The sequence below is a fragment of the Rhodopirellula bahusiensis genome, assembly GCF_002727185.1.
GTDB lineage: Bacteria > Planctomycetota > Planctomycetia > Pirellulales > Pirellulaceae > Rhodopirellula > Rhodopirellula bahusiensis.
Map to the genome: position 1 here is coordinate 79,153 of NZ_NIZW01000010.1, position 26,790 is coordinate 105,942.

22 protein-coding genes and 1 tRNA gene are annotated in these 26,790 nt (G+C 56.4%); 13 read left to right on the forward strand and 10 right to left on the reverse strand.

Features of this window, described 5'->3' with window-relative positions; genetic code table 11:
- Nucleotides 1–173: 173 nt before the first annotated feature.
- Together CEE69_RS14285 and CEE69_RS14290 are read right to left on the reverse strand one after the other, a co-directional pair.
- The gene (locus CEE69_RS14285) at nt 174–1,367 is read right to left on the reverse strand and encodes a trans-sulfuration enzyme family protein (RefSeq protein ID WP_099261311.1); all 1,194 of its coding nucleotides are present in this window, start codon (nt 1,365–1,367) and stop codon (nt 174–176) included.
- Between the two features lies 1 nt (nt 1,368).
- On the reverse strand, nt 1,369–2,637 hold the full coding sequence (locus CEE69_RS14290; protein ID WP_099261312.1) for a trans-sulfuration enzyme family protein: 1,269 nt from the start codon (nt 2,635–2,637) through the stop codon (nt 1,369–1,371).
- A 345-nt stretch (nt 2,638–2,982) separates the two neighbouring features.
- Between CEE69_RS14290 and CEE69_RS14295 the strand changes: the two genes are divergently transcribed.
- The 5 genes from CEE69_RS14295 (at nt 2,983) to CEE69_RS14315 (ending at nt 10,381) form a co-directional block, all read left to right on the forward strand.
- Entirely contained in the window at nt 2,983–4,404 is a 1,422-nt protein-coding gene (locus CEE69_RS14295; RefSeq protein ID WP_099261313.1) for a hypothetical protein, read from the forward strand.
- Between the two features lie 221 nt (nt 4,405–4,625).
- Entirely contained in the window at nt 4,626–5,588 is a 963-nt protein-coding gene (gene trpS / locus CEE69_RS14300; protein WP_099261314.1) for a tryptophan--tRNA ligase, read from the forward strand.
- A gap of 3 nt (nt 5,589–5,591) precedes the next feature.
- Entirely contained in the window at nt 5,592–5,969 is a 378-nt protein-coding gene (gene acpS / locus CEE69_RS14305; protein WP_099261315.1) for a holo-ACP synthase, read from the forward strand.
- Between the two features lie 202 nt (nt 5,970–6,171).
- Nucleotides 6,172–8,868, forward strand: a complete 2,697-nt coding sequence (locus CEE69_RS14310; RefSeq protein WP_233215230.1) for a DUF1592 domain-containing protein — start codon at nt 6,172–6,174, stop codon at nt 8,866–8,868.
- A gap of 91 nt (nt 8,869–8,959) precedes the next feature.
- Nucleotides 8,960–10,381: a DUF1552 domain-containing protein gene (locus tag CEE69_RS14315; RefSeq protein ID WP_099261316.1), complete on the forward strand. Its 1,422-nt coding sequence runs from the start codon at nt 8,960–8,962 to the stop codon at nt 10,379–10,381.
- A 137-nt stretch (nt 10,382–10,518) separates the two neighbouring features.
- Here CEE69_RS14315 and CEE69_RS14320 read toward each other — a convergent pair whose 3' ends face one another.
- A complete protein-coding gene (locus tag CEE69_RS14320) occupies nt 10,519–11,406 on the reverse strand; it encodes a hypothetical protein (RefSeq protein ID WP_099261317.1) in 888 nt (295 codons plus the stop codon).
- A gap of 339 nt (nt 11,407–11,745) precedes the next feature.
- Here CEE69_RS14320 and CEE69_RS14325 point away from each other — a divergent pair, with 339 nt between their 5' ends.
- Entirely contained in the window at nt 11,746–12,240 is a 495-nt protein-coding gene (locus CEE69_RS14325) for a fasciclin domain-containing protein (RefSeq protein ID WP_099261318.1), read from the forward strand.
- A 68-nt stretch (nt 12,241–12,308) separates the two neighbouring features.
- Here CEE69_RS14325 and CEE69_RS14330 read toward each other — a convergent pair whose 3' ends face one another.
- The 5 genes from CEE69_RS14330 to CEE69_RS14350 all read right to left on the reverse strand — a co-directional run bounded on the left by CEE69_RS14330 (nt 12,309) and on the right by CEE69_RS14350 (nt 18,010).
- Nucleotides 12,309–13,586 carry a GNAT family N-acetyltransferase gene (locus CEE69_RS14330; protein WP_233215231.1) on the reverse strand — a complete coding sequence of 426 codons (1,278 nt, stop codon included), beginning with the start codon at nt 13,584–13,586 and terminating at the stop codon, nt 12,309–12,311.
- Between the two features lie 99 nt (nt 13,587–13,685).
- Complete coding sequence (gene ykgO, locus CEE69_RS14335) at nt 13,686–13,838, reverse strand: type B 50S ribosomal protein L36 (protein WP_007327677.1); 153 nt, start codon at nt 13,836–13,838, stop codon at nt 13,686–13,688.
- A gap of 107 nt (nt 13,839–13,945) precedes the next feature.
- On the reverse strand, nt 13,946–15,721 hold the full coding sequence (locus tag CEE69_RS14340) for a hypothetical protein (protein WP_099261319.1): 1,776 nt from the start codon (nt 15,719–15,721) through the stop codon (nt 13,946–13,948).
- 65 nt (nt 15,722–15,786) lie between these two features.
- Nucleotides 15,787–16,449: an FHA domain-containing protein gene (locus tag CEE69_RS14345; RefSeq protein ID WP_099261320.1), complete on the reverse strand. Its 663-nt coding sequence runs from the start codon at nt 16,447–16,449 to the stop codon at nt 15,787–15,789.
- A 196-nt stretch (nt 16,450–16,645) separates the two neighbouring features.
- Nucleotides 16,646–18,010 (reverse strand): class I SAM-dependent rRNA methyltransferase, encoded by a 1,365-nt coding sequence (locus tag CEE69_RS14350; protein WP_099261321.1) that lies wholly within the window; start codon nt 18,008–18,010, stop codon nt 16,646–16,648.
- A gap of 179 nt (nt 18,011–18,189) precedes the next feature.
- Here CEE69_RS14350 and CEE69_RS14355 point away from each other — a divergent pair, with 179 nt between their 5' ends.
- The 7 genes from CEE69_RS14355 to CEE69_RS14390 all read left to right on the forward strand — a co-directional run bounded on the left by CEE69_RS14355 (nt 18,190) and on the right by CEE69_RS14390 (nt 24,869).
- Entirely contained in the window at nt 18,190–18,465 is a 276-nt protein-coding gene (locus CEE69_RS14355; protein WP_007333249.1) for a ferredoxin family protein, read from the forward strand.
- 99 nt (nt 18,466–18,564) lie between these two features.
- Entirely contained in the window at nt 18,565–19,704 is a 1,140-nt protein-coding gene (locus tag CEE69_RS14360; protein WP_099261443.1) for a lysylphosphatidylglycerol synthase transmembrane domain-containing protein, read from the forward strand.
- A 127-nt stretch (nt 19,705–19,831) separates the two neighbouring features.
- Entirely contained in the window at nt 19,832–20,878 is a 1,047-nt protein-coding gene (gene truB, locus CEE69_RS14365; RefSeq protein ID WP_099261322.1) for a tRNA pseudouridine(55) synthase TruB, read from the forward strand.
- A gap of 78 nt (nt 20,879–20,956) precedes the next feature.
- Nucleotides 20,957–22,003: a DUF3500 domain-containing protein gene (locus CEE69_RS14370; RefSeq protein ID WP_099261323.1), complete on the forward strand. Its 1,047-nt coding sequence runs from the start codon at nt 20,957–20,959 to the stop codon at nt 22,001–22,003.
- Between the two features lie 442 nt (nt 22,004–22,445).
- Entirely contained in the window at nt 22,446–23,987 is a 1,542-nt protein-coding gene (locus CEE69_RS14380; RefSeq protein ID WP_143549245.1) for a hypothetical protein, read from the forward strand.
- Nucleotides 23,988–24,094: 107 nt separating this feature from the next.
- Nucleotides 24,095–24,292 carry a hypothetical protein gene (locus tag CEE69_RS14385; protein WP_143549246.1) on the forward strand — a complete coding sequence of 66 codons (198 nt, stop codon included), beginning with the start codon at nt 24,095–24,097 and terminating at the stop codon, nt 24,290–24,292.
- Nucleotides 24,285–24,869 (forward strand): hypothetical protein, encoded by a 585-nt coding sequence (locus CEE69_RS14390; protein ID WP_099261327.1) that lies wholly within the window; start codon nt 24,285–24,287, stop codon nt 24,867–24,869. Before CEE69_RS14385 ends, CEE69_RS14390 begins: the two co-directional genes overlap by 8 nt.
- 174 nt (nt 24,870–25,043) lie before the next feature.
- Here the strand turns inward: CEE69_RS14390 and CEE69_RS14395 are convergent.
- Nucleotides 25,044–25,128: transfer RNA gene (locus tag CEE69_RS14395), tRNA-Leu, on the reverse strand.
- A gap of 11 nt (nt 25,129–25,139) precedes the next feature.
- A complete protein-coding gene (locus tag CEE69_RS14400) occupies nt 25,140–26,621 on the reverse strand; it encodes a tyrosine-type recombinase/integrase (protein WP_233215233.1) in 1,482 nt (493 codons plus the stop codon).
- Nucleotides 26,622–26,790: the final 169 nt, after the last annotated feature.

Genomic DNA, 26,790 nt, shown 5'->3' on the forward strand with positions numbered 1-26,790 from the left:
ATCACTTTTTCAAATTCACCTACTACCCGATTGCCGTTCGGCCCGGTTGCGTCGTGGAAACCGGTGCGGACACACCCAAACCCTACCGGCAAGTTGTCCGGAGCTCACGCATTTGCAAATGCTACCGCGAGCTGAACCGATGCCAGCCCGCATTTTGCCGACACTCGAGGGGGTCAATTGATGGCCGAGAACGCCTGTTGCAGGTCCGATTCCAGATCGGAGGGGGATTCCAATCCGACCGAGAGGCGAATCAGCGAATCCTTGATTCCGTGCGCGGCGCGAGCCTCAGGTGCATAGGACGCATGAGACATCGTCGCGGGTTGCTCGATCAAAGATTCCACCGCACCAAGACTGACTGCCAAGTGGAACAGTTCGGTGGATTGGCAGACCTGGCGGACTTGGTCCAAAGTCGCGTCGAGTTCAAATGTGATCATCGCGCCGAAGTGGGTTTCTTCTGAGTCGCTTTGATGCAGTCCAAACAGTTGGCTGGCCAACTCATGTTGGTCGTGCGATGTCAGGCCGGGATAAAGTACCGATCGAACCATCGGATGAGCTTCCAGCCACTTCGCCAATCGGAGGGCTGTTCGCGACTGTTCGCGAATTCGCAGGTCCAGGGTTTTCAGGCCTCGCGAAATCAGGAAGCTGCTCATCGGATCGAGCACCGCTCCCGTCGCGTTCTGAACAAAATAAAGTTGGTCGTAAAGTTCAGGGTCTGAAACTGCGAGTGTTCCACCAAGGCAATCGCTGTGGCCGCCCAAGTACTTCGTCGCGGAGTGCATGACGATGTCGATGCCAAAATCCAACGGCCGCAACAGCGCTGGCGTGCCGAATGTGTTGTCGACTCCGGACAGAATTCCCTTTGATTTGGCCAGGCGGGCGATCGCCGGCAAATCAGAGATTGTCATCCGCGGATTGCCAATCGACTCAGTCCAAATCAATTTGGTGCGGTCGGTGATGGCGTTCTCGATCGCCTTCAAGTCGGTCACGTCAACCAAAGTGACTTCGATGCCGCTGCGATTGCAAATCTGATGCAGCAGTCGGTAGGCACCGCCATAGATGTCCGTTCCCGCGACGACGTGGTCGCCGGATTCCAACAGCATCGTGACCGCATGGATGGCGGCCATGCCGGACGAGAACGCCAGCGTGCCGCATCCGTTTTCAAGCGAGGCCAGCGTGGTTTGCAGGCCCGTTCGAGTCGGATTGCCACTTCGAGAGTAGTCGTATTGGCCCCACTCGCCCGCGCCAGGTTGCCGGAACGTGCTGGCAAAGTGAATCGGTGGAACAACGGCGCCGGTCGACGGATCGACTTCGTTACCAACGTGAATCGCGCGAGTTCGAAACTCGCCATTAGATTTGGAGGTGCTCATTTCAGATCGCCGCCAAAGCTTGGTCCAAATCTGCGATCAAGTCCGCTGAATCTTCGATCCCACACGAATAACGAATCATGTTGTCGGCAATTCCGAAACTGGCTCGTTCCTCGGGTGTGTACTTGAAATAGCTCATCACCAGCGGCTGTTCGATCAACGATTCGGTGCCGCCGAGGCTGGGAGCGATGCGAGCAATTTTCGCGGCATCGACCACCCGTGACGTGGTTTTCCAATCTGCGTCCTTGACCGTGAATGTGATCAAACCGCCGAAGCCAAGCATCTGTTCTTTCGCGATCGCGTGCGATGGATGGCTTGGAAGACCGGGGTAATACACCCGCTCGATTTTGGGATGCCGATGAAGAAACTCTGCGACCGCTTGGCCGTTTTCGTTGTGACGTTGCATCCGCAACGAGAACGTTTTTAAACCGCGTTCGAGCAAGTACATGCTGTGTGGCGACGTGACACTGCCCAAGCAACCGCGAAGAGCACGGACCGGATCGAGTAACTCTTTGCGGCCGGAAATGACTCCTGCGAGCAAGTCGTTGTGTCCGCCCAAGTATTTCGTCGCGGAGTGCCAAACGTAGTCCACGCCATGATCGAGCGGCCGAACGTTCATCGGAGTCGCCAGCGTCGCGTCGATCAGCGTTTCGATTTCGTGAGCTTTGCCGAGAGCGACAAACTGTTCGAGGTCGACGCAGGTCAGGTGTGGGTTGGTGGGCGATTCACTGACCAGCATTTTGGTTCGTGGCGTGATCGCGGCTTCCATCGCAGCGAAGTCACCGGTGGGGACTTGGCGGGTGACAACACCAAATTTGGCGAGGTGTTTGCCGCAGAATTCGCGACTTCGATGATAGCACTGGTCGAAGAAGATAATTTCGTCGCCGGAAGACAGACGGCTCATCAGCAGCCCGACGATTGCCGCCATGCCGCTGGAGTAGACCACCGCGTCTTCCGCGTTGTCGAGCGCCGCCAGCTTCTGCTCGACCAGTCGTTCGTTGGGATTGCCGTAACGCCCATACTCTTCACGCTGTTCGCGGCCTTCGACGAAATCCAGCAGTTTGTCGGTGGATTCAAAGGTGAACGTCGAGGCCGAATAAATGGGGGCCGTGATGGCGCCTTCGGCGTGCTGACGAGAGGGGGCGTCCGGGTTGATGTTCCCATGGACGCACTGAGTCGACAGACCTGAGGTCGGCAAGCTCGTGGAAGAAGGTCCCGCCGCGCGGGACGCATGATCGGTCATTTCGACCGGATCGATTGCGATCGGTTTCATGTGTTGGCTTTTTAGCAGTGAGGCTGCAAGCGGCCGCAAATCCCTAAACAAACGTCACTGTGGAGGGGATGCGATTTCTCCACGACGTGCATTCAGCCTAGCCACGGGTTCGGTTTTGGGCAACCGATTTTTTTGCCTCGCTTTTCCTGCTTTTAAGACCGCCCATCCGGCGGCTTCCTTCCCGGGCCATTCACTGGCCCATTTGCCGTCTCGATGGCGGCTCGGCGGAACCCGTCGGCCCGTCGAGCAATCGCTGCTATCTGAGCGTTGTTCTTGGTACACTTCGGGGAAGCGGTCGCAGTCCAATTTTCACGTTACGCAAACCTTTCCCGTTAGGCAGACGTTTTGTTTTCAACCCTTCCCACAACCGATTGGATTCGTTCGCTCGCGATGGTGGTTGCTGTGTTGATGCTGTCAGCCACGGTCGCATCGGGGCAAGCCAACGAGGACGATCTTGAAACTGATTCGAGCTCGCCAGCGGAATCTGGCGAGAGCGACCCTGGAACGGACCGCGTCTCGTTCAAGTCGTTTCGCAAAGCCCCGATGGACCCACTGAAAATCTCGGAAGTTTTCCGGGCTCAGGAAGTGTTGCCGAGTGACATTCCACCGATTGAACCTGGGATTGGCGAAACCGATTTGGACGCCAGCGAATCGGAGGAGGAGTCAGATGACGAGAGGTCGCAGCAAATCAAGATCGCCGAACTGATTGCTCAGTTGGGTGCACCCGAGTTCGCCGTGCGTGAACAAGCCACCGCGGAACTGCGGGAGTTGGCCAACGACGCTCTTCCAGCATTGCGAACCGCCGTGATCGAACATGACGATTTGGAAGTGCGTCTGCGAGCTGAGAATGTTGCGGCGGGAATCGTCAACAGTGCGGTTGCGGGGCGGATCGATTCCTTCTTGGATGGGCAGCCCGGATCGTTTGAGGGTTGGGATGTCTTTCAACAAATTTTGGGCGATGGTCCGCGACTGCGAGAGGTCTTCGTCGAGATGATGCTGCGTCATCAAGATTTGGCTGAGGCTCTCGAGGTCAGCACAGAAGCTCGGGCGGAATCGCTTCGGAACGTGATCGCGAGAATTCAACGTCGGCAGTTGATTGAGTCCCAATTGCCATCGGGGGCGGACGTGATTGCGATGTTGTTGTGCTTCAACGACCACGACCTGAAATTGTCGAACATTGATGAAGAAGCACTGCTACGGATGTTGCGAATGAGCGTCACGGCCGAACTTCTTCGCGACGAACAGCTCGCCGAGCCTTTTCGCACTTTGTTGGCGGGATGGATCCAGCGTTGCGATCGTACGAGTTGGCCGGAGGTGTTCTGGTTGTCGCTGCAGGAGGACCTGGAGCGAACGTTGCCGCTAGCCGAACGAGTGTTGGAACAACAGGATTCCAGGATCGATGAAGTCGCCCTGTCGCTGCAATTGGTAAGTCGGTTCGGCAATGAGAGCAACATCGCCTCGCTTCGCAGGTTGCTGAAAGACGAGCGTGCGGTGACCGAAGTGGATTTCATCGGCGGGAAACAAACCCAGGCTCAAGTTCGAGATTTAGCAGCCGCGACGATCATGATCTTGAAACAGCAGCCTCTGATTGAAGTCGGGTTGAACCCAAATTCGCTGCACCCCAAGATCGCGTTCGTTCCTCGAGAGTTGGGGTTTCCGACCGATGATCCCGAGCCTCGCCAGAAGATGCTGGAGGCTTTGAATGAGCTGTTGGATTCGAATGACGATTCAGCTGCGGATGCCTCCGAGGGAAATGAATCCGAGTGATGGCGGACGTGCGGCATTGGGCGGCGAACGCTCCGCCGTCATCGACGGGTGCAAGCTGGATCCGGCGACGACCGACTTGAATCACCAGTCTTGGAATTGAATTTTTCGCCGGAGCCAATTCTTTGTCGGGGGGTGATCTCCCGAAGCCGCAAGATTTGGTTAAGTTGAGAGGTTCTAAGTTGCTTTCTTTGATCGAAAATTCTTCTTTGTTTGACTGACTTATGCGCGTGCTTTCGGGAATCCAGCCAACCGGACGTCCCCACTGGGGAAACTACTTCGGTGCGATTCGCCAATACATTGATTTGCAAGAAGACAATGAGGGCTTCTACTTCATCGCCGACTTGCACGCCCTGACCACCGTTCGTGAACCGGAAGTGCTTCGCGAAAACGTGCTCAACGCCGCGCTGGATTTGTTGGCGCTGGGATTGGACCCGTCGAAAGCCAGTCTTTTTGTGCAGTCTGATATTCCTGAGGTGACCGAGCTGGCTTGGTTGCTGATGACGGGAACGCCGATGGGTCTGCTCGAGCGTTGCCACGCTTACAAAGAGAAGAAAGCGAAGGGAATGACCGCGGACGCTGGGTTGTTCACTTACCCGGTTTTGATGGCAGCCGACATTCTCGCGTACGACTCGCAGATCGTGCCGGTTGGAGTTGATCAGGTCCAGCACATCGAGGTCTGCCGTGACTTGGCCGGTTCATTCCATCATGCTTTCGGTGAAACGTTTGTGCTGCCAAAGGCAAAGACGTTGGACGTTGGCGCAAAGGTCCCCGGGACCGACGGTCAAAAGATGAGCAAGAGTTACAACAACACGTTGCCGTTGTTCGGTGAAGTGAAAAAGATCCGCAAGCAAATCATGCGGATCGTGACGGACAGTCGTCCAATGGAAGATCCCAAGGACCCGACCGACGACCATCTGTTTCAGCTTTATCAGTTGTTTGCTGGACCGGCGGAAGTCGATGCCATGGCGGGAAAGTATCGAGCCGGTGGTTTTGGTTACGGCGAGATCAAAAAGGCCGTCGCGGAAGTCAGCGAAGAGTACTTTGCCCCAGCTCGTGCGAAGCGAGAAGAGTTGGAATCCGACTTGGACACCGTGCGAGATATTTTGGCCGAAGGTGCCAAGCGGGCTCGTGAGGTTGCGGCCGGTGTGGTTGACCGTGCCCGACGCAATTGTGGGTTGCGGTAATTCATGGCAATCGTGGCAGTCGGGACGGAAATTGTTCAGTGTGCTCGGATCGCTCAAATGATCCAGCAGCACGGGGAGCAGTTTCTAGAGCGAGTCTTCACGGCAGCCGAGATTGATCATTGTGCTCAGCGACCCGACGCGACGGGGCATTTCTCCCGTCGATGGGCGGCCAAACAAGCTGTCTTCAAGGCTCTGCGTTGTCACCGGCGTGGCATCAGTTGGACTGACATTGAAATCGCGACGCATCCCAGCGATGGGCCCTCGATTGAACTGCATGGCATGGCAGCCGAGCTGGCTGAAGAAGCCGAGATTGATGCGATCCACTTGAGTCTCGGTGGGTGCAGAACGCAAGCCATCGCATACGTCGTGCTCTGCGACTGATTCGCTTCGCTCTGGGGCAGGCTCCAACGGTGTCGGCTGGAGTAGGTCTGCTGATGGACGCCCCCAAACGCGTTTTCGCTTCTTAGCCGACCAGTTTGAGTCGTGATGGACTGGTGGTGCGCACTATCAGCATGCTGCGTGATGGTGCGTTACATTAGGGCGTGGCGGACAATTCGAATGCGTTGACTGACTGAAGCGATTGTTGGCCTTCCATCCATGTGACGAAGTGGAGCAATCAATGGTGAATGAGCATCGAATCTCGAAGGGTTTCAGGCTTCGAGCCGCCCTGTCGTTTATCGGTGGTGTGCTGCTAATGTTGCCATTGCCACCAGCGTTCTCGGCTGATACGCCTCGTGTCAGCAATGGTCTTGCGGCGTTCTACACCTTTGAATCTGGTCATGGCGACACGATCAAGGATCGCAGCGGGAACGGACAGCCAGTGGATTTAAAGATCGAGCAATCTTCTGCGGTCGCATGGAAGAAGAGTGCACTCGAGGTGCGATCAGCAACCAAGATTGAGTCCATCGGTTCGGCGGACAAGATCGTGGATCAGGCGAAGCGATCCAACGCATTGACGATCGAAGCGTGGATCAAACCTAATAACACTTCTCAAAAAGGGCCGGCTCGCATTGTTTCGATGTCGAAAGACTCAGTCCAGCGAAACTTCACGCTTGGTCAAGATGGGAACCGATATCAAATTCGTTTGAGGACGACTTTGACCAGCGACAATGGGATTCCCGAGACGTCCGGTGGCAGTGGCAATGCCGAGCCAAAGCTCACGCACGTTGTCTTCACTCGAGACGGCGGCGGAAACGTTCGAGTTTACGAAAATGGCAAACAAACGGTTTCCAAGAAGGTGGCCGGGAAACTGTCGAACTGGGAGGACGGCTTTCTGCTGATTCTGGCGAACGAACGATCGTCAGAACGCCCGTGGCTGGGAGAGTTCTATCTTGTCGCGATCTATTCGCGCGCCCTCGATCACGCAGAGGTTTCGCAGAACTTTGACGCTGGTCCAAAAGCCGGTGTCGATCCGCGTGAGGCCGAGCGACTTGCGATGGCAAAGGCGGAACAAACCTTCGCGACAAAGATTGCTCCGTTGTTTGCTCGCCATTGCTTGGAGTGTCACGATTCGGCATCGAAAAAAGGCGAGCTCGATCTGTCACGTAAAGTTGCCGCATTGGCGGGCGGTGAAAGCGGAAGTGTGATCGTTCCTGGGAACGCGGAGGAGAGCTTGTTGTGGGAGCAGATCGCTTCGGGCGACATGCCTCCGCAGGGACCAGGATTGTCGACTTCCGATCAGATGGTGATGAAAGGATGGATTGATGGCGGGGCGGTTTGGTCGATCGACATGATCGATCCCGCCGTTTACGCCTCCAAGCCGGGGGCGAGCGATCATTGGATCCAGCGACTCACCGTCCTGGAGTACATCGAAACCGTGCGCAGTGCGGTTGGCGTGAATATCTCAGCGGAAGCGACGCAAATGTTGCCACCGGATCTGCGTGCCGATGGGTTCAGCAACACGGCTTACAACCTGAACGTGGATCTGAAGCACGTCGAAGCGTATTCGCAATTGGCGGAATTGATCGTTCAGCAGATGGATATTCTGAAATTCGCAAAACGCTTTTCTAAGTCGCGGAGTCTGAACACGGATGCGACCGCGCGAGACTTTGTCGCGAAAGTGGGCGAGTGGCTGTTTCGTGGTCCGTTGGATGAACGGGAGGTGTCCAACTACAGCGGCGTCCTGACCGCCGTGGCCAGTGCTGGCGGCAGTTTTGAGCAAGGCGTTGGTCTGATGGTCGAAGCAATGTTGCAATCGCCTCGGTTCATCTATCGCATTGAGAAACATCCGCACGGAGGCGGCAGCCATCGCGTGAGTGATTTCGAATTGGCGTCGCGAATGAGCTATATCCTGTGGGGTGGGCCACCAGATGCGGAGCTGTTGAAAGCAGCTCGAGAAGGTCAGTTGACTGACGAAGAGCGATGTCGTGCTGAAGTCGAGCGGATGTTGAACGATCGTCGAGCGGTCGAGCGGTCCAAGCAATTCGCAAGTGATTGGTTGAACCTCGACCGGCTGACCAACATGCAGCCGAACCAGAAGCGGTATCCCGGCTGGAAGCCTGAGCTGGGACGGGACATGCGGGATGAAACCCTGGCGTACTTTGAAGAAGTTGTTTGGAAGCAGGGGCGGCCGCTGAACGAATTGTTCGACGCCCAGTTCACGTTCGCCACACCTCAGTTGGCCAAGCATTACGGCTTGGAACCAAAGGGCGATGGCCTTCGTCGCTACGATCTATCGAACGAAGCGGCCCGCGGAGGATTGCTGACACAAGGCAGTGTGCTGACGATCGGAGGCGATGACGCTTCCATGGTCACTCGCGGGTTGTTTGTGATGAGAGATTTGCTCCGAGGCGTGATCGGTGCGCCTCCTCCCGGAGTCGATACAACCCCGGTTCCGCCCAAGCCTGGAATGACTCACCGCGATGTCGCAGAAGATCGGATCCGCAACGAATCGTGTGGAGGATGTCACATCAAGTTTGATCCGCTGGCATTTGGCTTGGAGCAGTTCGATGGGCTGGGAGGATTTCATCGCAAGGATGAATTCGGCAATGCTCTCCGCTCGGACGGACAACTTGTCATTCCCGGCGAGGCGAAAGTACAGAAATACAAGACTCCCGCCGAGTTGATGAAGCTGTTGTCCGGAAGCGACCGCGTTCGTGAAACATTGACCTGGAAGGTGACACAGTTCGCTCTTGGTCGTCCATTGGGTGCCCGTGATGCGACCGAGGTCCAGCGGATTCATCAGACCGCCACGAACGCAGGTGGACGCTACGCCGATTTGATCACCGCGATCGTAATGAGCGATTTGGTTCAAGAGACACGATCGGAAGAAGCCCCGTAGCCAACGCCGTCCAAGGGATTCGCTCTGCGAACGTATGGATCGACGTGGCTGCCGCACTCAGCCTTTCACATTCACTTCAATAGGAACCGTCATGGCCAACAAGCTCGTTCATCGCCGCACGTTGCTTCGAAGCGTTGGGGCTGCCACGGTTGGGTTGCCGTTGCTCGAAGAGATGCTCACTTCAACCGCGGTGGCTGCTACTTCGACGCCGGACGTTCCGGTTCGAGCGTTCAATGTGTTTTTCGGTCTTGGGATTCCAGCACCACTGCAAAAGGAAGGGTTCAAGGGAGTTCTCGAGCCGCTGCAACCGCTGAGCAAGAAATTGCTGATCATGCGCAACGTCGATCAGGTTCGTTGCGATGAGAAGGGCATCAATGCTCACTACGACGGTGCCACTGCCGCCTTCACCGCCGAACCGCCAGACGGCGAAGCGAAGTCTGGTGGACCGTCGATCGATCAGGTGATTCGCCGCACCCACTATCCCGATGGGTTGCCGAAGGGCATGGTGCCGACGCTTGTCGGAGGAACCTTCTTTCGCAGATCCCGCGTCGGACGCTACGTCCACAGTTACAACATGGATGGAACGGTCGCAGCGACGATTCAGGAAAAGCCCCGTGAGCTGTTTGACCGTGTGTTCGGAGGAGTTGAGTTGGCCGGTGGCGATCGAAGCGAAAGACTGAAACGGAGCGTCCTGGACACGGTCGTTGAAGATTATCGGCACTACACCGGTGCGAACTCGCCGTTGGGATCTTCGTCGCGTGCGCGCGTGGCTGACCACTTGGACCGCATTCGCGAATTTGAACAGCGTGCTTTCGCGATGAAGCATCGCTCGGAGAATGGTCCGCAGGTTCCACCTCGTTCGGTCATCCCTCATGGCGGCCCGGCCGATCCAGGTGGGCAAGGCATCGACATCACCCTTGATCAATTGTCGACAGAATGGCGTTTGCTTTCCGACGTCTATGCCTTGGCAGTGCAAATGGATCGTGTTCGCTTCGGGGCCCTGACATTCCTCGCCGCTGGTGAACGCATTCGGCTCACAGGCGACTACACGTATCGGGGCAAGAAGCTCTGGGAGTTTGACGACGCGGGGCAGCAGAAGGCGAGCGGCGACAAAGGTTGCAGCCACGAGTGGTGGCACAAGTTCAATGAGAAAAAGGAGAATGAGGCCCTTCGTGCTCACGCCCATATGAAGATGCAAGAGGTCGCCTACTTCCTCAACGCACTGGACAGTGAGGATTGCAGAGAACCTAACGGACGCACGATTTTGGAGAACTCGCTGATCACCATTTCAACTGAATCGGGCGATGGCCGTCACAACGATGTGAAGCGAGAGCTTTCAGGTGTCTTCCACTGCATCACCGGAGCCAATGGTCGGTTCAAGACCGGCCAGATCATGGACGTCGGGGCGGAAGGCATTGACGTTTACAACACAATGCTTGATGCATTTGGCACCAAAGACCGGCTTGGTCCGATGAAGCGAGATGCCCAGCAAGTCGATCGAATACGTGCTTAGTTAATGCGTTGGGATACGAAACAAGCCGCATGTGAAAACACATGCGGCTTGTTTTGAAAGTTACTTCGCAACGTTCGCGGTCATGATTCAGTTATGAATAAGACGTCGGGCGAATGAGTGAGTAGCCGGAGGCTGAATCACTCGCCACCGCGATCACCACCGCGGCCGCCACGTCCACCGCGACCACCACGTTCGCCGCCGCCTTCTCCACCGCGACCGCCACGTGCACCTCGTTCACCACCAGGTCCGCCACGTCCACCGCCACGCAGGGCTTCCAGGTCGAACGGTTTGCCCTTCATTTCCTCGAACTTGGTTTTTTGCTCGGAGGTCAAAACAGCCATCACTTCTTTTTCCATGTCTTCACGCATGGATTCCATCGCAGTTCGCATTTTTTCGCGATCGCGGCTTTGCATGATCTCGCTCATTTCTTCACGCATCTTGGTTTCCATTCCCGAGCGGATTTCGGTGAGCTTGGTCTTCTGCTCTTCGGTCATCGTCAGTTCCTTTTGAACTTCTGGCGATGAGAGTGCCATCAGCCCTTGAGCCTGGATTCCGATTTCGTCGAGGCGTTCCATTTGCTCCAGGGTCAGAACGGTCTCGAGTTGCATGCGGGTTTCTTTTGCTTGCTCTTCGCGTTGAGCCTGCATCTTTTCGAAGAACTTGCTGCGATCTTCTTCGGAAGCATTGCGGAAGTCGAAGTCAGGGCGTTCTTGGTTGCGAGATTGTTCTTCCAGCTTTTTCAAAGCTTCGGCTTGTTGTTCGTCGACGCCGAGTTCTTCACGAACTTTTTCGGCACGAAGCAGGCCCATGACGGATCCGCCACCGCCACCGCGACCGCCGAACATGGCTCCTCCTCCACCGGGGCCACCGCGGCCAGCACCGCCGCCTCCTGGACCACCACCTCGGCCGCCACGGCCTTGGGCATTCGCAATGGAGATCGACTGGAGCGTCAGGCCAACGACCATCGCCAGCATGGCAAAGAAACGCAAATTAGAAGCGAATTGGACTCGGGACAAACGGCTCATTGTTAGGCAACCCTTCGAAGTGGTTAGATGAGGAGCGGGTATTCGGTTGACGCCACGGCGAAATTGCCGATGCGTACAAACTGAAACCAAAGTTGATTCAGAAGTTCTAACCCGTCATTTCCGTCGAAGTTTCGCGACAAAGGCAATTTGGTTTCAAAGTTGAGATTGCCCCTCCGAACGTGATCTTCGAAATTTTCGTTCGGCGCCGCTTGTCCCAGATGTACAGTTCAGCGATTCGAGAATCAGCCAACCGAGTGAGGCAGTCCGGCACCGGCCGTTGCTGTGCCGCCTCTTGAAAGCTCGGGTACTTACCCCATGCTCAAGACTTAGGATTCAACGATGAAGAAGATCATTTTGGCTGCATTGGCACTGTTCGTTACGCCCGCCGCTGTTCAAGCAGATCACCACAACGAAACGGCGAAAAAGAACATTGTCGAGACCGCAATTGCGGCAAAGTTCAACACCTTGGTGGCTGCTGTGAAGGCTGGCGGATTGGTCGAAACATTGAGCGGTGAAGGTCCGTTCACTGTCTTCGCTCCCACTGATGAGGCGTTCGAAAAATTGCCAGCTGGCACCTTGAAGAGCCTGCTGAAACCAGAGAACAAGGATCAGTTGGTCGCGATTTTGAAGTATCACGTTGTCGCTGGAAAGGTTCCCGCCAAGACCGTTGTCACGCTGGAGTCAGCGAAGACTTTGGGCGGCGAAGTCAGCATCAAAGTGAACGACGGAACCGTGATGCTGAACGACAAGGTCAAGGTGGTGAAGACCGATGTGATGACCAGCAACGGCATCATCCACGTCATCGACTCCGTGCTCTTGCCACCAAGCAAGTAAGCAAAAGCTGATCGTCGCAGCCGACTGCTGCACTCTGAACTTAAAAATAGCTCGTCGGAAACGGCGGGCTATTTTAGTTTCTTGATACCGGCGGAAGGGTTGATCGTCCGGATCGCTCGCTTAACCGTTTCTTTCATCGGGACTCGTCTGAGAGCTTGGACCAGAGTCGCTTCTGCCGCAAATGCCATGCGGTGCCATCGAGAATGGGTGATGGTTCCGTGGACGACTTGGGTGGTCGTGCCAGTTTGCTTTTTCTTGTACGGCTGCTCGCCATAGCCCATGTCCACACAGTGAATCCCATGTGGCGTCGCCGCCCGTAGGATCTCCGTGAACAAGGCAGTGCCCGGTGAATACCGAGCGAATGCCAGATCGTACGTCGGGAACCAATAGTGCAGGCGACCGTGTTCGATCATTCCAATGTGAGTGGCAACCGGGGTGTCGCCAGCCCAGAGAACCGAGCAGATTCCACGCAGCGAATCGTTTGAGAAATTGTCGCTTGCGACAGTCGAATCTGGTTGCAGTCCAGGTTGTCCAAGTGAGTTTTCGTGAAGCAGCGTGATCAGATCTCGAGTCCAATCGGGAAGGAACAGATCCAATATGTGGGTGCGTTGATATTGAGCCCGCTTCCAAGCGATGGTTTGCTTCAGGATTTCCGGGCAGCGGCAATCCAGTTCCAGTCGGACCGGGCCGATCTCTCGACCGAGCTTGCGAGTCTTTTGGCCCTGCTTTCCGATCGTTCGATGTTCCTTCTCGAGTCGCTTGAGGTAGTCGCCGGAGTCGTCGCCGAGGTCAGCGCGAAACGCGTTGACAGATTTGAGCTGATAGCGTTCGATCCAGTCTGCTTCGCTTCCAACGATCGCATGTAGGTTGAACGCGCGGACCCTGGCCGCTCGCGCGAGTTCGGCCCAGTCGACTTGAAGACCGGGAATCGCGATCACGTTTTGTGCGTCGTTGAGAAATCGTCCTGCCGGAACGCCAACGCCACCGACGCGGTGGAAGGGAAGGTATCCCAAAGGTTCGTTGTTGCTGGAACGAATGACCGCCGTCAGGACATCGCCGCGAACGGAGTTGACCGCCGCCGCAAATCGAGCCGCAAAGAAAGGCGGCTCGAAATCTTTTCTCATCGCTCGGATCTGCTCCCAGCGGATTAGATCGCTGGGTGCCAGTTCGGCGAATTCGCAGACGTCAATCTTTTGCACGTCTTGCGGGATTGCCGGCGATGTGGCGAATGTTTCTTTCGCCTCAGGTCGATCCGGTTTTTTCAGTGCTGATTCGCAACAGCTGGCCGAATCGCAATCTCCTTGAGTGACTTCACCCGGACCGTTTGCCAGTGAATCACTGGGCATTGAAGGTTGGGGAGTCATGGAAGATGTGGGGGTGACCATGCCGGTCTCAACGAAAAAGGTGCCGAAACGAGGCACCCGGTCTTCGACGAGACGGATTGCTTAGCGTCGGGCTTTCTTGCTCTTCGCACCGCCCTGACGGACCTTGAACTTTGGATTGCTCTTGCAAATCACGTAAATACGGCCGCGTCGCTTGACCACCTGGCAGTCCGGGTGGCGGTACTTCAACGCTCCAATGCTACTAACGACCTTCATCCGATGCTACTCGCGGGTTAAATGTTGATGCCAAAAACCAACTTTGTTCGTCGGCAAACGGCAGAGAATAGCGAAAAATTAGCGCTCGACAACTCCAATCGTCACGCTCATGCCATTTTGGCAAAGGATTCTTGAAGGAAATCCAAGGGAAACAAACAAAACGAAAGTTCCCGGCTGCAGAGAATCCTTTCAGTCGCTGCTTCGTGATCCAAGCGGGCCAGTTGACCACGCGTTTCCCGACGCTGCTCACTGAGTTGAAGCGTGATCTGAGAGTTCAGTCGCGAAACGGAGTGATGCCATGTTCGCCGGCTTCCGGAGGTGGGCATTTGGTCGAGCAATTCGAGCTTCTGGTCGCGAAGAGCTTTTTGCTCCGCGTTTCCGGCGTCGAGCCATTTCTCGCCCTGGAACTGCAGTTCTCGTTCTTTTCGAAGCAGCTCGCGTCGCAGTTCGTCGCGATTGGCATCCGGTTCTTGCCCGGGCAAGCGGATCGTGCCTGAGACGACCTGCAGCGAGGGCGGAGTGATTCCGAAGAACTGGGCGATGATCCGGTCAGCCAGCTGATCGTATTTTCCACCGCCGATACCGTGAAGAAACAAGTCGCTGAGGACCAATCGAGCAAACATCGTCGTCATCAAGGCTCGCGGGCGAAGCTTGAATTCGGGAGAGGCGGCTTCTGCTAACTGAGTCGCGGCGAGCTCTCGGTTGGTGGCCGAAACGGTGAGCGATACCGAGCCGTTCGCTGCTGAGCGGTTCTTTGCTGAGCTAGGGTTTAGCTGCGTCGACGGTGCATCGCTGATGTGCCACTGATCCCCTTCGCGACGAACCCATACGCCGCGGCGCTGAGGTTGGCTGTTGCCGTAGACCCAAAGTGGGACTTCATACCAACCGTCTTGCACGCCCAAGTTGGGGACGGGGTGAGCGGAGCTGCGGATGCCGTGCCAGGCTCGATAGTGATCCGCCGAGTCGTTGTAGACGGTTTGGAAGCGTTCGATCTCGTCAATGATTTCCATGACGAACGTTGCGAACGGCAAACCTCGAACGGCCACGCCGAGAGGGATTTCCAGCGTTTGCCAGTTCATGTCGGCTTCGAGAGCGTGGCGGGCTTGGGCCAACGCACACCCGGCAATGCCACAGCGAGCAATTGCCTCGCGAGCATGTTTCCAAAGGGCGGTCACGCAAGGATCGTCGACCAACGGGGCGATCAGCCGCCGAACGCCCGAATCAAAATGGTTGAACAGGTCGGTATCACGAATCTGTGCTTGTTCAAATGGGAGTGTCTCGCCACCCTGATCGTAAGGAACGGACTGCCAAGACCCTCGCAGGGGTGCGTCGGAGTCATCGCCGGCAAGGTTCGCCGGTGGTTTCAGTTGGGGGACGCGGATCGAGCGAGCGGATGCGACGTCATTGTCGATCACGAGGTTGATCGGCAGCGCACAGCAATCGCCGGCGACCTTTTGCAGCGTGTGGTTTTTGAACCAAACACCGGGATGGAAAAGTGTCGGTTGGTGACCGGCCATCACGATGGGACGGCTGTTGTTCTCACCCGTCTCGGTGGTTTGGTCAGCGCAGAAGGAAGCGACATCGCGGTAAGAAGAGGTGTAGCGACGAGCGTCACTGACCAGTTGTTGTCGAGCAACGTTCCGCAAGTTCGCCCAGAAAGATCCGGCGAGCATCTCGGCTTGGGCAGTCGCGAGATTGTTCTTCAGCAACAGTTCCGCGTCGCAGAGCGATGGTTCAATTAGCGTTCCCAGTGTTTTCGTGGGCGCACGCAATTCGCGGTATTCATTCACGGGCGATTGTCCGGCATCCGACATGTGCGAATTCGCGATCGGCGAAGTGGCGTTTTGAGCGGTCTTCGCGGGGTTGGGTTGAGAGGAGCTCAAAGTGTTCTTTCGTGGGTCAATGACTCGGAAGCGAATCCGTCATTCAGCCCAAGAGAACAAGATGCTCAGGGCCACTGCGGATCGGTGATTTTTCGATTGAGTGTCGCCAGTCGTGATTGGACATCGAGCAGACGCTGCCAAGCTGCTTGCTGTAGCACGACCTGTTCCGAATCCTCTTGCGTGGTCGCCGATTCGATCAATCTTTCCAGTCGTGATTGTAGGTAATCCAGAATTTCGCACAGTTGTGCTTTTTGGCCGGGAGTCAAATCGTCCGGAATCGCCGGCAGATCTTCCACATGCAACGCATCGACGGGAACGGGTGACTTTGGGTCCTGGCGAAGATCAACCGCCATCGATTCGTCGGATGATTTCACGTCTCGCTGAATCGCACCCTTGCTGCCGCCGCCGATGGCCTGCAATCGAGCCGCGATTTGCTCCTCCGATCCCAGCAGTAACAGGCTGCGTCCGACCGCAACCAAGTCGCCATGCCGGAGGATCTTCAGTTGGCATTCGGATCCGTTGACCTTGGTACCGTTGGTACTATCCAAATCGGTCAACACCAACCGTTCGTTGTCCCGTTGAATCTTGAGATGGCAACGACTGACTCGCTCATCATTGAGCTGAATGTCGTTTCCTTCCTCTCGCCCAATGGTCAGGGGAGGCTCGATCCCCTCGAAGACCTTTCCACGGTCGGCGCCGTGCAGGACTTTGATCGTTACGCTGGACACCGCGGGCCTCGATCTGGAGTGATGCTTACGATTATTAGGCGTCGAAGCAAAGCAAGGCAAACGCCGATTGATGTAGCTGACTTCCAAGCCGTCACAAGTACAGGTCCGTTATAGTTGAAATGCGCGATCCGCGATCCTACCCCGCAGCAAAAATCATCAAGATTCCGAAAGGAATCATTACGAATTCACGATCGTGTCAGATCACCTGGACAACGATGCACTTCAAGTAGTCGCTCTCAGGGCACGAAACAGCGAACACGTGATCGGGTGACGGACCACGACTTTCGAGAACGATGAGGTCGCGTCCTCGCTTCCTGCCAACGTCGACCAGCATGTTCAAAAAGTCCGCACGAGAAACTCGGCCGGAGCAGCTGCAGGTGACCAAAATGCCGCCGGGTGGCAGCAAATCGACCGCGGAAGCGTTCAGCCGCGTGTAGGCTCGCAGCGCGGCGTTGGTTTGATTGCGTGAACCCGCGAATCGTGGCGGGTCGAGCACGATCGCATCGAACTGTTCGCCGCGTTCACGCCGTTCTTTCAGGTCATCAAAGCAGTCGCCTTGATCGAATCGGACATTGGTGAGTTGATTGCGTTCGGCGTTTCGCTTTGCAATCTCAAGCGCCCGCTCGCTGCTATCGACCGCCACAACTTCTTTCGCACCAGCACGTGCGGCTGCGAGTGCGAACCCACCCGTGTAGGTGCAGATGTCGAGTACTCGGCGGTCGGCCATGTAGCTCGCTGCGGCGGCATGGTTGAGTTGTTGATCGAGGTAGCCGCCGGTCTTCTGCCCGTCTTGCAAATCGATCGCCATTTCCAAACCGTTGTGTTGGTACCAAACGGTCGAATCCGCTTCGCTGTCCAAAGTCGTGAAAGATCGCAACTGGGCCAGTGTTTCTTCCGAGACGCCTTCATGTTTAACGGTTGCGTCATCCATGCGAACCAAGATCCGCTGACAAGGCGTTTGATGACGAGCCGCCGCGGCGCTGACTTCGCGAATCAGCATCTCCACTCGGGGAATCAACGCACCGCCGGTGATTTGAATGCTCAGGCAATCAGCGTAGCGATCGACAATCAGCCCGCTCATCCGATCGGATTCGCTGAAGATCAGACGTTCGCCGCCTTGCGGGTTGGCCGGTCCGGTCAATCGTCGACGCGCGACGGCCTGCTCGATTCGGTCCGCCCACATCGTTTCGTCGATTTGTTCTTCGGCCGAGAAAGCGTAGAGCCGGATGCGAAGGCGGCTGGCCGGGTTGATCAACCCGCGGGCGATCCAGTTTCCGTCGTAATCGAGCAAATCGATGATTTCGCCACAGGCCGGAAGTTGACGTTCCGTCGGATCCGAATCGGCTGTCTCGTCGTCGGATTCGTTGGCGGTTTGCGACTTGGCTGATTGCGGTTCGCTAGCGTCAGAACCGTCTTCCGGAATCACTTCGCGAAGCGTCGCGTGTGCCAACGCATTGGCCATGACCCAGGGGTGTCGCGAAAGAAATGGGTAGTGGCGATTGGGGCGGGTGCGAATTTGCCAGCGAGCGGAAGATGATTGCATCAGGTTGAAAGTGACCAAATTGTCGATGGAGGTGGGTTTGCCGGGGACGGCGGAAATGGCAAAATAGGCGAACTGCGAGGATAGTCGCTCGAAGCACCTTTGTTTTGATCGAAGTTACGGCCTTGCTTGAACCGATATAGTGCGAGAACGATTCAGTTGGGTCGTTCCATTTCTCAATCAAACTGGAAGGTTAGACCATGCACGTCGTTGCTGAACCCTGCTCGGGATGCAAGTACACCGATTGCGTCGTCGTTTGCCCTGTGGAGTGTTTCTACGAAGGCGAACAGATGTTGTATATCCACCCGGAAGAGTGCATCGACTGCGAAGCCTGTGTGCCGGAATGTCCCGTGGAAGCCATTTTCCACGAAGACAATCTGCCGGAAGAGTGGCAAAGTTACATCGAACTGAACGCTGAGATGTCTGAAAAGACCGAAGTGATCACCGAGAAAAAAGAACCTCTCGCGGATAACTGAGCCATCTGATGGCACAACGATCCGAGCCAACGATCTGTGGTTGATTCAGTCGAAACCGAATCGCGGGAGCCTGCTCCCGCGCGGCGGAAGCTCGGATGGATGCGCTGGGCCAAACGAATCATCGCCGTCTTGGTGGTGGTCGGATTGGTCTTGGCCGCGAAGGACGCGGTCCAACGTTGGCGAGCCGAAGTCACCACCGTTCAGGTTCGTGTCGAAGACATCGATCAACAACTCGACTCGGTTTCGCAAGGTTCCGGTGAAGCTGCCTCACGCGAGGTCTCGACCGGCGAGCGACAACGTCTGATCGACGAACGAACTCGATTGCTCGGGTCGCTGCCGACTTGGCAAAACGTTTCTTTCGGATCAATCATCCTCGCGGCAATGTTCTACGCAGTTGGTTTGTTGCCGCCCGCTTGCGTGTTGCACGGAGCCCTGCGCGGATTCCATGTTCCATGTTCACTGGCGAGAGCCACAGCCGCGCAGTTGCTCGGGCATGCGGGAAAATATGTTCCCGGCAAAGCGATGGTGGTGGTGCTTCGTGTGTCGGCGATCGTGTCGACGTCTCGCACCGACAGCTTGCCTGCGGTGATGCCGGATGTCCCCTCGAGGCAACCGATGATCGGTCGCGCGACCACGTGCGTTTTCTTTGAAACGTTGCTGATGATGTCGGTTGGCGGAGCCTTGGCCGGATGCTTGATGTGGTCGACGCCACTTCCTCAGTGGGTCAAGTGGGCCGCGTCGTTGATGGCTGTTGCAGCTTGCATTCCGACTTTACCACCCGTGATGCGCCGCGTGATCGAGCTGGTGAGCAAGCGGCGGGCTCGATCACAATCGAATGATTCAACGAAGCCGGACGCCAAGTTGCCGGATGTTTCCTCCGCGATCACTTGGCCGCGATTGGTGTCGGGTTGGGGATGGTCTTTGTTGTCTTGGTGTTTGATTGGGCTGTCGTTTGCCTGCGTGATGAAAGCCATTCCGGCTTACGATGGATTGCCCGTCGGACACGAATTGCTGACGGTCGCCACCGCCGCGATCAGCCTCGGCATGGTGCTGGGGTTTGCATCTTTGCTGCCGGGCGGGGCCGGAGTTCGCGAATGGGTGACCTTGGTGGTTTTGGGAACGGTCACCGATCCGACCCACGCTTTGTTGTGCGTGATCACCGCACGAATTTTATTCATCGTTGTCGAAAGCGTTCTCGCTCTGGTAAGTCATCTCTACCTGCGTACGGTCTCGGTTTGATTCGAGTGACCGACTCGTTCAAATGGTTCTTGTCGATGGCTGAAGTTCCCCTGTTCGCATTTGCCCAACCCATTCATCTGCGATTCCATACACCTACCCATTCCATTCTTCGAGTTGACGTTTTTCCATGGACCCCAACGGCGAACATTCCCCGCTAGGTTTTTTGCCTTGCTACAAACCGCCGGGCGCAACATCACGCGATATCGTGAATCGGGCTCAGCGAAGATTGCGTGGTGAGTTTGGACTTCGCAAGTTGAAGGTGGGCCACACCGGAACGCTCGACCCACTCGCGGAAGGGCTGGTGTTGCTGGCGATCGGTTCAGCGACGCGTCTGACGCCGTGGGTGTTGCAACACGGCAAGCGGTACCTTGCGGATTTTCAGCTGGGTGTGTCCAGCGAGTCGGGCGACTTGGAATCTGAACTGGTGATTCAGAAAGACGCCAAGCTTCCGACGGCTGCCGAAATCGAACAGGTGTTGGAGGATTTCCACGGCGTGGTGGAGCAGACTCCGCCGGCTCACTCAGCAATCAAAGTCGACGGGCAACGGGCACACATACGCGCTCGTCGCGGGGAAGACTTCGAGATGCCCAAACGCCGGATCCTCATCGATTCGGTGAAGCTGATCTCTTATGAGCCGCCGATGATGCGGTTGGATGTTCGCTGCGGATCGGGGACTTATCTGCGGACCTTGGGAATGGATGTGGCCGCCGCGTGCGGATGTGCCGCTGTGATGACGAAATTGGTTCGCAACGAAGTAGGGCGATTCACTCTGGATGACACGCTCGATTGCGAGTTCATGTTCGACGACGAAGATCGCGAAAAGATGCCCGCGATTCCGATGACCCAATTTCTGCGGCCTCCGGTCGAAGGGCTGACGCACATGCCGGCGATCGAATTGGACCAGCAGCAGATCGGGATGCTTCATGCAGGAATCCGAATTGCGGGAACGCCGCAGCGAGCCGCCGAACCCCTGCCCGAGGAATGGATCGGCTGCATCGACCATGTCGACACGTTTGATCGCAACACCAACGTATTGGATTGCATCGGAGTCGACCGTTCGTCCGATTCTTCGGGGCCTTGGGGCGAATTGGTTGCGATTCTTCGGCCCCATCGAAAATTGTGGCACCCGCTGAGAGTGTTTCCGACGGCGGAATCAATTACTCTACGGGATTGAACTCCCGACTCGCCGGGATCCCGCCTCTCCGAGCGGCTGATGCTCGGAGACTCCCTTCCCCCCGTTTACCGACCCGCCATGAATAAATTTCGTTTTGCCACGCTCTCCCTCTTCTCCGTCGCGGTCCTCGGACTGGCGGGTTGGAAACTGGCTGCTTCTCCCGCCGAACAAATGCAAACCTTCGCCGTCGCGTTCTTGGATACGTTGACGCCGGACCAGAAAGCGGATGCCGTGATGGCGTTCGATTCGCCAAAGCGAGTTGGCTGGCACTTCATTCCAAAGAAGGAACGCAAAGGCTTGATGCTCGAGCAGATGAACGATGCTCAGCGAACGGCTGCTCTGCGTCTTCTTCGTTCCGCACTCAGCGAAGCCGGTTACAGCAAGGCCAACCGGATCATGTTGCTGGAAGAAGTGCTCAACGAAATGGAAGCCGGCAAGGGAACTTGGGAACGCAACCCGCAGCGTTACTACGTGACTTTGTTTGGTGATGTGAAGGCCGCCGACGAGGACGCGAGCTGGGGCTTGTCATTCGAAGGGCACCACCTGTCTTTGAACTTCGTTTGCCGAGGCGGCAAGGTGGTTGATTCGACGCCTCAGTTCATGGCAACCAACCCCGCCGTTGTGAAGAACGAAACCAGCGTGACTTTGGGCAAAGGCACCGCGGTGTTGAATCAAGAAGAACAGCTCGCATTCAAGCTTGTGAACTCACTCGATGCGAAGCAGATCAAAGTCGCACGCATCGCCGAAGAAGCCCTCGGGGAAATCCGATTCGCTGGCGAGCCTCAGCCGGAAGTTGGCGAACCAGAAGGGATTGCCTATTCCAGCTTGAACCCAGATCAACAAGAGCTGCTTCGCGACGTGGTCGACTTGTACGTGCAAGTCGCTCCGGAAGAAGTCGCCGCCGAACGCGCAGAGCAGATCGAGTCGGACGGTTGGGGCAAGGTCCACTTTGCTTGGGCGGGTGCCCTCGAGCCAGGCATTGGTCACTACTACCGAGTGCAAGGCAAGCGATTCTTGATCGAGTTCGTGAACACGCAAGCCGACCCGGCCGGCAACCCAGCCAACCACATCCACTGCGTTTACCGCGATTTGTCCGGCGACTTTGATTTGCCAGTCGCTCCCTGATCGACGACTCGTTCATTGCAGACTCGCTCGTCATCCGATCGAGTCTCGCGAACCATCCAAGCCGTTTCTGCGCCAGCGATCACCGCTCACGCCGAAGCGGCTTTTTTATTGGCCGACACTGACGGAACTGTTTTAACTGTTCCGGTAGCCTGAGACGAAATCTGAAAACCGAATTCGCTTCGGTGGATAGATTGCGGCCGTAGGCTTTCTTGAAGGTCCCGCCAAACTGGGCGAGAATCCCCCTGGTGCGGGTTTGGTCGCCCGCCGATTTCGTCGTCGCTTGACCCGCGATGACCTTCGAGGGTAGGCCGTTCGCTACGGCCGCACGATTCGACCAGCTGTCTGCGATCCCTTTCCCGCAACGGCCGATCGAATCGGCCCAATTGGGATTGGGAGCAGAGAGCCGATGCAAAGTACGCCGAAGTTTGGAAGTGATTTGAGGATGAGATCCGTCACGACCATCCGCGATTTTCGTGCGTTCCTGGAGCCCGACAAAAGCGAACCAGCGGAGTATGAGCAGGAGATCCGAAGACCGATCGCAATGATGTTGGATTGCTATCGCCGCGAACTTGGCGGCGAACCCGCCAATGGCTTGGCTCTGGCGGGTTGGGTGGCAAGGCAATTGAAGCTGGACCTAGAGGAACTGGAGTGTTGGACGATCGGAATGGTGTCCGGTGCAATCGACAACCTGTTCAATGATGCCCCAGATGAATACGGCAATGTTCCCGAGCACCCAAACGGTTGGCCCGACTGGCTCCCGAAAATCATCGACCCAACGCCGCTGGAACTTCTGGACCTGCGAAAGCGATTGCAGAGGTTAGCCGAAGCAGTCCTGCACTACGAAAGCGAGTTAGTGGGGCAAACGTTCCGCCAGCTATTTGCGTCCGCTGAATGCCAAGCCTGCGTGAATGAATTACTCGATGCGTTACTGTCATTGGGCGACTGGAAATTTATCGAGGACCCGCTTTATGAGGCCCCGAGCCATCTCGCAGCGCAAGGTTGGCCAGATCCCCTGGATTGGATTGAGCATGTGAGCGAGCTTTTCTTTTCGGGAAGTGAATCCATTTGCCGGAATGGGATGCCTTTTAACGACATTGATCGTGCATTCACGATTTACTCTACCGACAGTCCCAAGAGTCAATTCAAGTGGAACCACGACAGTTGGGTGCAAGAGGATTCCGACCTGAGTTTGATTCCGCCGATTGCAGGCGTGAATCCCGAAGCCACTTTGTTGCCGATGGAGCAACCGTTCGAATCCGATGGAGGCTATGGAGTGCATGAGAAGACGCTGTCTACATTTGTTTCTCAACTTTTGGTCTACGCCGACGAGGTCAAGGTAACGATTTGGTCACTCGACAACTTCCATTGCCCCGCCCACCGCTCGCTTCGTTTTGATGTCACGAAAATTCGCGGGCTGCATGGATACGCGAAGCCTCCCAAAGGTCATTTGTTCTACTCGTCCAAAGCCGTTGCGAAGTCGCCGTGGCACCAGTTGGAGATGATCGAACATGAGTTTCGCATTCGATTGAGAAAGGGTGGTGATCCAATATGGCTTGTGGAGCAATACCTTCAATGCAAAGAAAGCGATCGTGATGGATTTGCCGAGCGTCTCTTGTCGGAACATCCTGATTTGGTCAAGCGACCGAAACAGCCAGCACCGGAAACATTGCCAGATTGGCTTGGTGAATCATCGGATTCCGAGGCATTAGTTGGGCGGAGCGATACTCGCCAATGCGTAACAATCGCCGCTGCGAACGATGACGCGATGGAAGACTTGCTGCAAGGACTTTCTTTAAAGCTTTTCAAGCGACTCAGGATGAGCAAGCACAAAGTATCGTTTGAGTCACTGCTCGATGACGTATGGGAAAAGCGAGTCACGGACCGAGCTATCACGTCAATTATTGAAAAAGCGAATACCGCACTCGGAGATACCCATCTGCGGATCGCGTACAGCGATCGCAGAGCCTACATCGAGGAAATCTAGGAATTAGAGATGTCCCCGCGAATAACCCCGTGCAGATGCGGGGTGATTCGTGCGAGGGTTGGTGAATGATTCTCGAAGTTGTTAGTTCACTTCCGAGGACCATTTCGATGACCGAAAACCCATTGCCTGACGATCTGACCGTTCGCCAAACAATCGTCGAGCGAACCCGCGAACTGCGGCTGCTGAAATCAGTAGTGCGTGCATTGGCAAAGCACCGCCGCGAACACGCAAAGGCCGAAGCCGTTCGCAACTCTTATTCGTCGCCCAAAATCGCTGTTTGGCAGCAGGGAGGCGACGATGCTTGACCTGATCTTGCGGGATACGGATCCCGAGGAGTTGCGGGCGGCGATTGTGCGGGACGTAGTGGAATCGCTGCGATCCGTTTTGAGTCGCGAATCGGAATCCACCAAGGTGATCGCGACCCGCGAGGAGATGGCGGCGATCTTGAAGTGGTCGTTGTCCAAGCTGGATCAACGGACCCGCGACAAGACGATCCCGTCGTTAATGGATGGTGATCGGCGGTCGTATGTGATTGCCGAAGTGATCGATGCCTTGCGGGCGAACACGGCCGAGGAGGAAGACAGAACTGCCGGGCGGCAGTCATGCAAAGAGGCAAGCCGCGGCCAACGGTCGGAGGCAGTGAAGTTGTGCGACTACTGCCACACTCGCGAAGCAGTGATTCACCAATTTCGGAATCACGATGGATTCGCCTCGGTTTGCGAACCTTGCATGCAGGCAACCATCCCGCCGCTGTGTTTCAGTGAATCCACAGCTGATTTTTGCTGCGTGACTGAAGTGAAAGAAAACAATCCGCTCGCATCAAAATCGGTCGATGTCGGGGAAAATGATACGCGAACGGAAGTGGAAACCAGCGATGAATGATCCGAACCACAAGAACGCGTCATGCGCCGGTAGAGAGTCTCCCACCCCAAAATCCACTCCGCTTCGTGACCGCAAGTTGCGAAAGCGAGCACTGGAATGAGATGGGGGCTTTCGCAAAGACCAGTTAAAACCGGTGTTTCATTCGAATCGCTAATGTGCGATCGCCTTCTCTAGTACCCAGGGCGGGACTCGAACCCGCAAGGACTAAACGTCCGGGGGATTTTAAGTCCCCTGTGTCTGCCAATTCCACCACCTGGGCGAAGCCGTTTTCTACAGCTTTTTTCGCGTTTTTTCCGGTTTGTTGCTCTGCTTCGCCCCGTGAATGGGACTCGTGTGGGTCACTTTTGCAGGGCAACTGCCGGCCATCATCGCGGCGATTGTAGCCGGGGCACCCTCGCACTGACCAGGGAACAGATGCCCGTAAGTGTTGAGAGTGAGAACCGGGGTCGAATGCCTCATCACCTCTTGGATCACCTTGATCGAAACTCCCGCCATCGCGAGCCACGCCCCGGTTGAATGTCGGAGCGAATGGAAAACGAGATGCTTTCCCTCGTCGTTGATCTTGGCCAAAAAGTCCGACTCGGCCGCGGCAACCCTGGGTTGATCGGCCAGCGATGCCAGCCACGCCAGCCGGGCGTCGTAAAGATCATGTTCTATCGTTCGTGCCAGTTCGTCCTTGGCCGCGATTCCAAACACGGGGGCTTGGGGCGTCTTCCGGCGAATGTGGCTGGCCAGATCGCCTGCCAACGCGGGATCGATGAATTGTTTCGCGGGCTTTCGGTTCTTCGTGCCGGAGGCTTTGCAGGTGATGTGCGGGGTGTCAGCTTCCAGCTTCAGGTTGCCTCGGGTCAGACCGAACAGTTCGCCTGATCGCAGTCCGGTTTGTATCGCGGTTCGGTACAGCAAAAGACGTTCGGCGGCGTCCATTCCATTGCGGTTCACATCGTTGTCCGCGGTTGTGCTGGCGAGCCATTCCCATTCGTCCTGCAAAAGCATTCGGCGTTCATGCTTCCGGTCTGCCTCTGGGTCCGGCTTCTTGATCGAAACCAGTGGATCCCGCTTGATGCGTTGCTGTTCGAAAAGCCACTTGGTGAAGCTTTTGATTGACTGCAGCCGCGCTTGGATCGTCCGCGATGACTTGCCATTGGTTCGCAGGGATTGAACGTGGCGGGTCACGTCGTCGGGGTTGATGGCCTGAACCGCTTTCCACTTGCCAACGCTGGCGAATTCCTCGATGTGCTTCTTGGTGCGCTCGCGGTGTTCCTCGGTCCCGCCCTTGGTCCCCATGAACGCAATGAAGGCGTCGGCATGTTCCGCAAACGGCATCGTCCGGTACTTCGCGGCCAAACCCCCGTCGTCGTCGATGTGGCCCTCGGCTACCAAGTGGTCATCGTTCTCCCACTGATTCGCGATCCGCTGGGCAACCGCCTTGTCAGTCACCTTCGTTGACTTGCGGACCCGGCGGGCTCCCACGCTGTACGCGGCATAGTAGTTGCCGGTCACAACCAGGATGGCTTCGCCTGTGTGGTCGATCGGAGCCGATTTGGCTCCCTTGCTATCTCGCCACTCGGCACGCTGCAAAACTACCTGCTTGCGTGCGACGGCGGCAGTCCTCTGGCACCCGTCCCGGTCCGTCCAGTTGGCAATTCCGTCTTCTACGGTCGCGCCATTTGGGATCGCTTTCCGGTTCTCGGTGATCGTCGCGCCGGCGGGGATCGGTTTCCGTTCGGTTCGTTTGTAGACAGTTGCCAAATGTCACCCTCCCGATGTGACTCCCCCGGTGCGATAGATCGAGGAAACCGGCCGGGAGGACCGGTGTTTCGGCCGCTAAGCCTATCCCCGGCGGCAGTTTAGCGAGTTTGAGCGATGGAACACTACACCAGGACGGACTATCTCTGTGCTTTCCGGGCCTGCGAACCGC

Excerpts from the sequence above, each read along its gene's own strand:
- CEE69_RS14355 (WP_007333249.1), top strand. The coding sequence starts at position 18,190 with ATGCACGTCGTTGCTGAACCCTGCTCGGGATGCAAGTACACCGATTGC.
- CEE69_RS14380 (WP_143549245.1), top strand. The coding sequence starts at position 22,446 with ATGAGATCCGTCACGACCATCCGCGATTTTCGTGCGTTCCTGGAGCCC.
- CEE69_RS14320 (WP_099261317.1), bottom strand. The coding sequence starts at position 11,406 with ATGAGCCGTTTGTCCCGAGTCCAATTCGCTTCTAATTTGCGTTTCTTT.
- CEE69_RS14360 (WP_099261443.1), top strand. The coding sequence starts at position 18,565 with ATGCGCTGGGCCAAACGAATCATCGCCGTCTTGGTGGTGGTCGGATTG.
- CEE69_RS14370 (WP_099261323.1), top strand. The coding sequence starts at position 20,957 with ATGAATAAATTTCGTTTTGCCACGCTCTCCCTCTTCTCCGTCGCGGTC.
- CEE69_RS14385 (WP_143549246.1), top strand. The coding sequence starts at position 24,095 with ATGACCGAAAACCCATTGCCTGACGATCTGACCGTTCGCCAAACAATC.
- truB (WP_099261322.1), top strand. The coding sequence starts at position 19,832 with ATGGACCCCAACGGCGAACATTCCCCGCTAGGTTTTTTGCCTTGCTAC.
- CEE69_RS14285 (WP_099261311.1), bottom strand. The coding sequence starts at position 1,367 with ATGAGCACCTCCAAATCTAATGGCGAGTTTCGAACTCGCGCGATTCAC.
- acpS (WP_099261315.1), top strand. The coding sequence starts at position 5,592 with ATGGCAATCGTGGCAGTCGGGACGGAAATTGTTCAGTGTGCTCGGATC.
- CEE69_RS14390 (WP_099261327.1), top strand. The coding sequence starts at position 24,285 with ATGCTTGACCTGATCTTGCGGGATACGGATCCCGAGGAGTTGCGGGCG.
- CEE69_RS14315 (WP_099261316.1), top strand. The coding sequence starts at position 8,960 with ATGGCCAACAAGCTCGTTCATCGCCGCACGTTGCTTCGAAGCGTTGGG.
- trpS (WP_099261314.1), top strand. The coding sequence starts at position 4,626 with ATGCGCGTGCTTTCGGGAATCCAGCCAACCGGACGTCCCCACTGGGGA.
- ykgO (WP_007327677.1), bottom strand. The coding sequence starts at position 13,838 with ATGAAGGTCGTTAGTAGCATTGGAGCGTTGAAGTACCGCCACCCGGAC.
- CEE69_RS14330 (WP_233215231.1), bottom strand. The coding sequence starts at position 13,586 with ATGCCCAGTGATTCACTGGCAAACGGTCCGGGTGAAGTCACTCAAGGA.
- CEE69_RS14290 (WP_099261312.1), bottom strand. The coding sequence starts at position 2,637 with ATGAAACCGATCGCAATCGATCCGGTCGAAATGACCGATCATGCGTCC.
- CEE69_RS14325 (WP_099261318.1), top strand. The coding sequence starts at position 11,746 with ATGAAGAAGATCATTTTGGCTGCATTGGCACTGTTCGTTACGCCCGCC.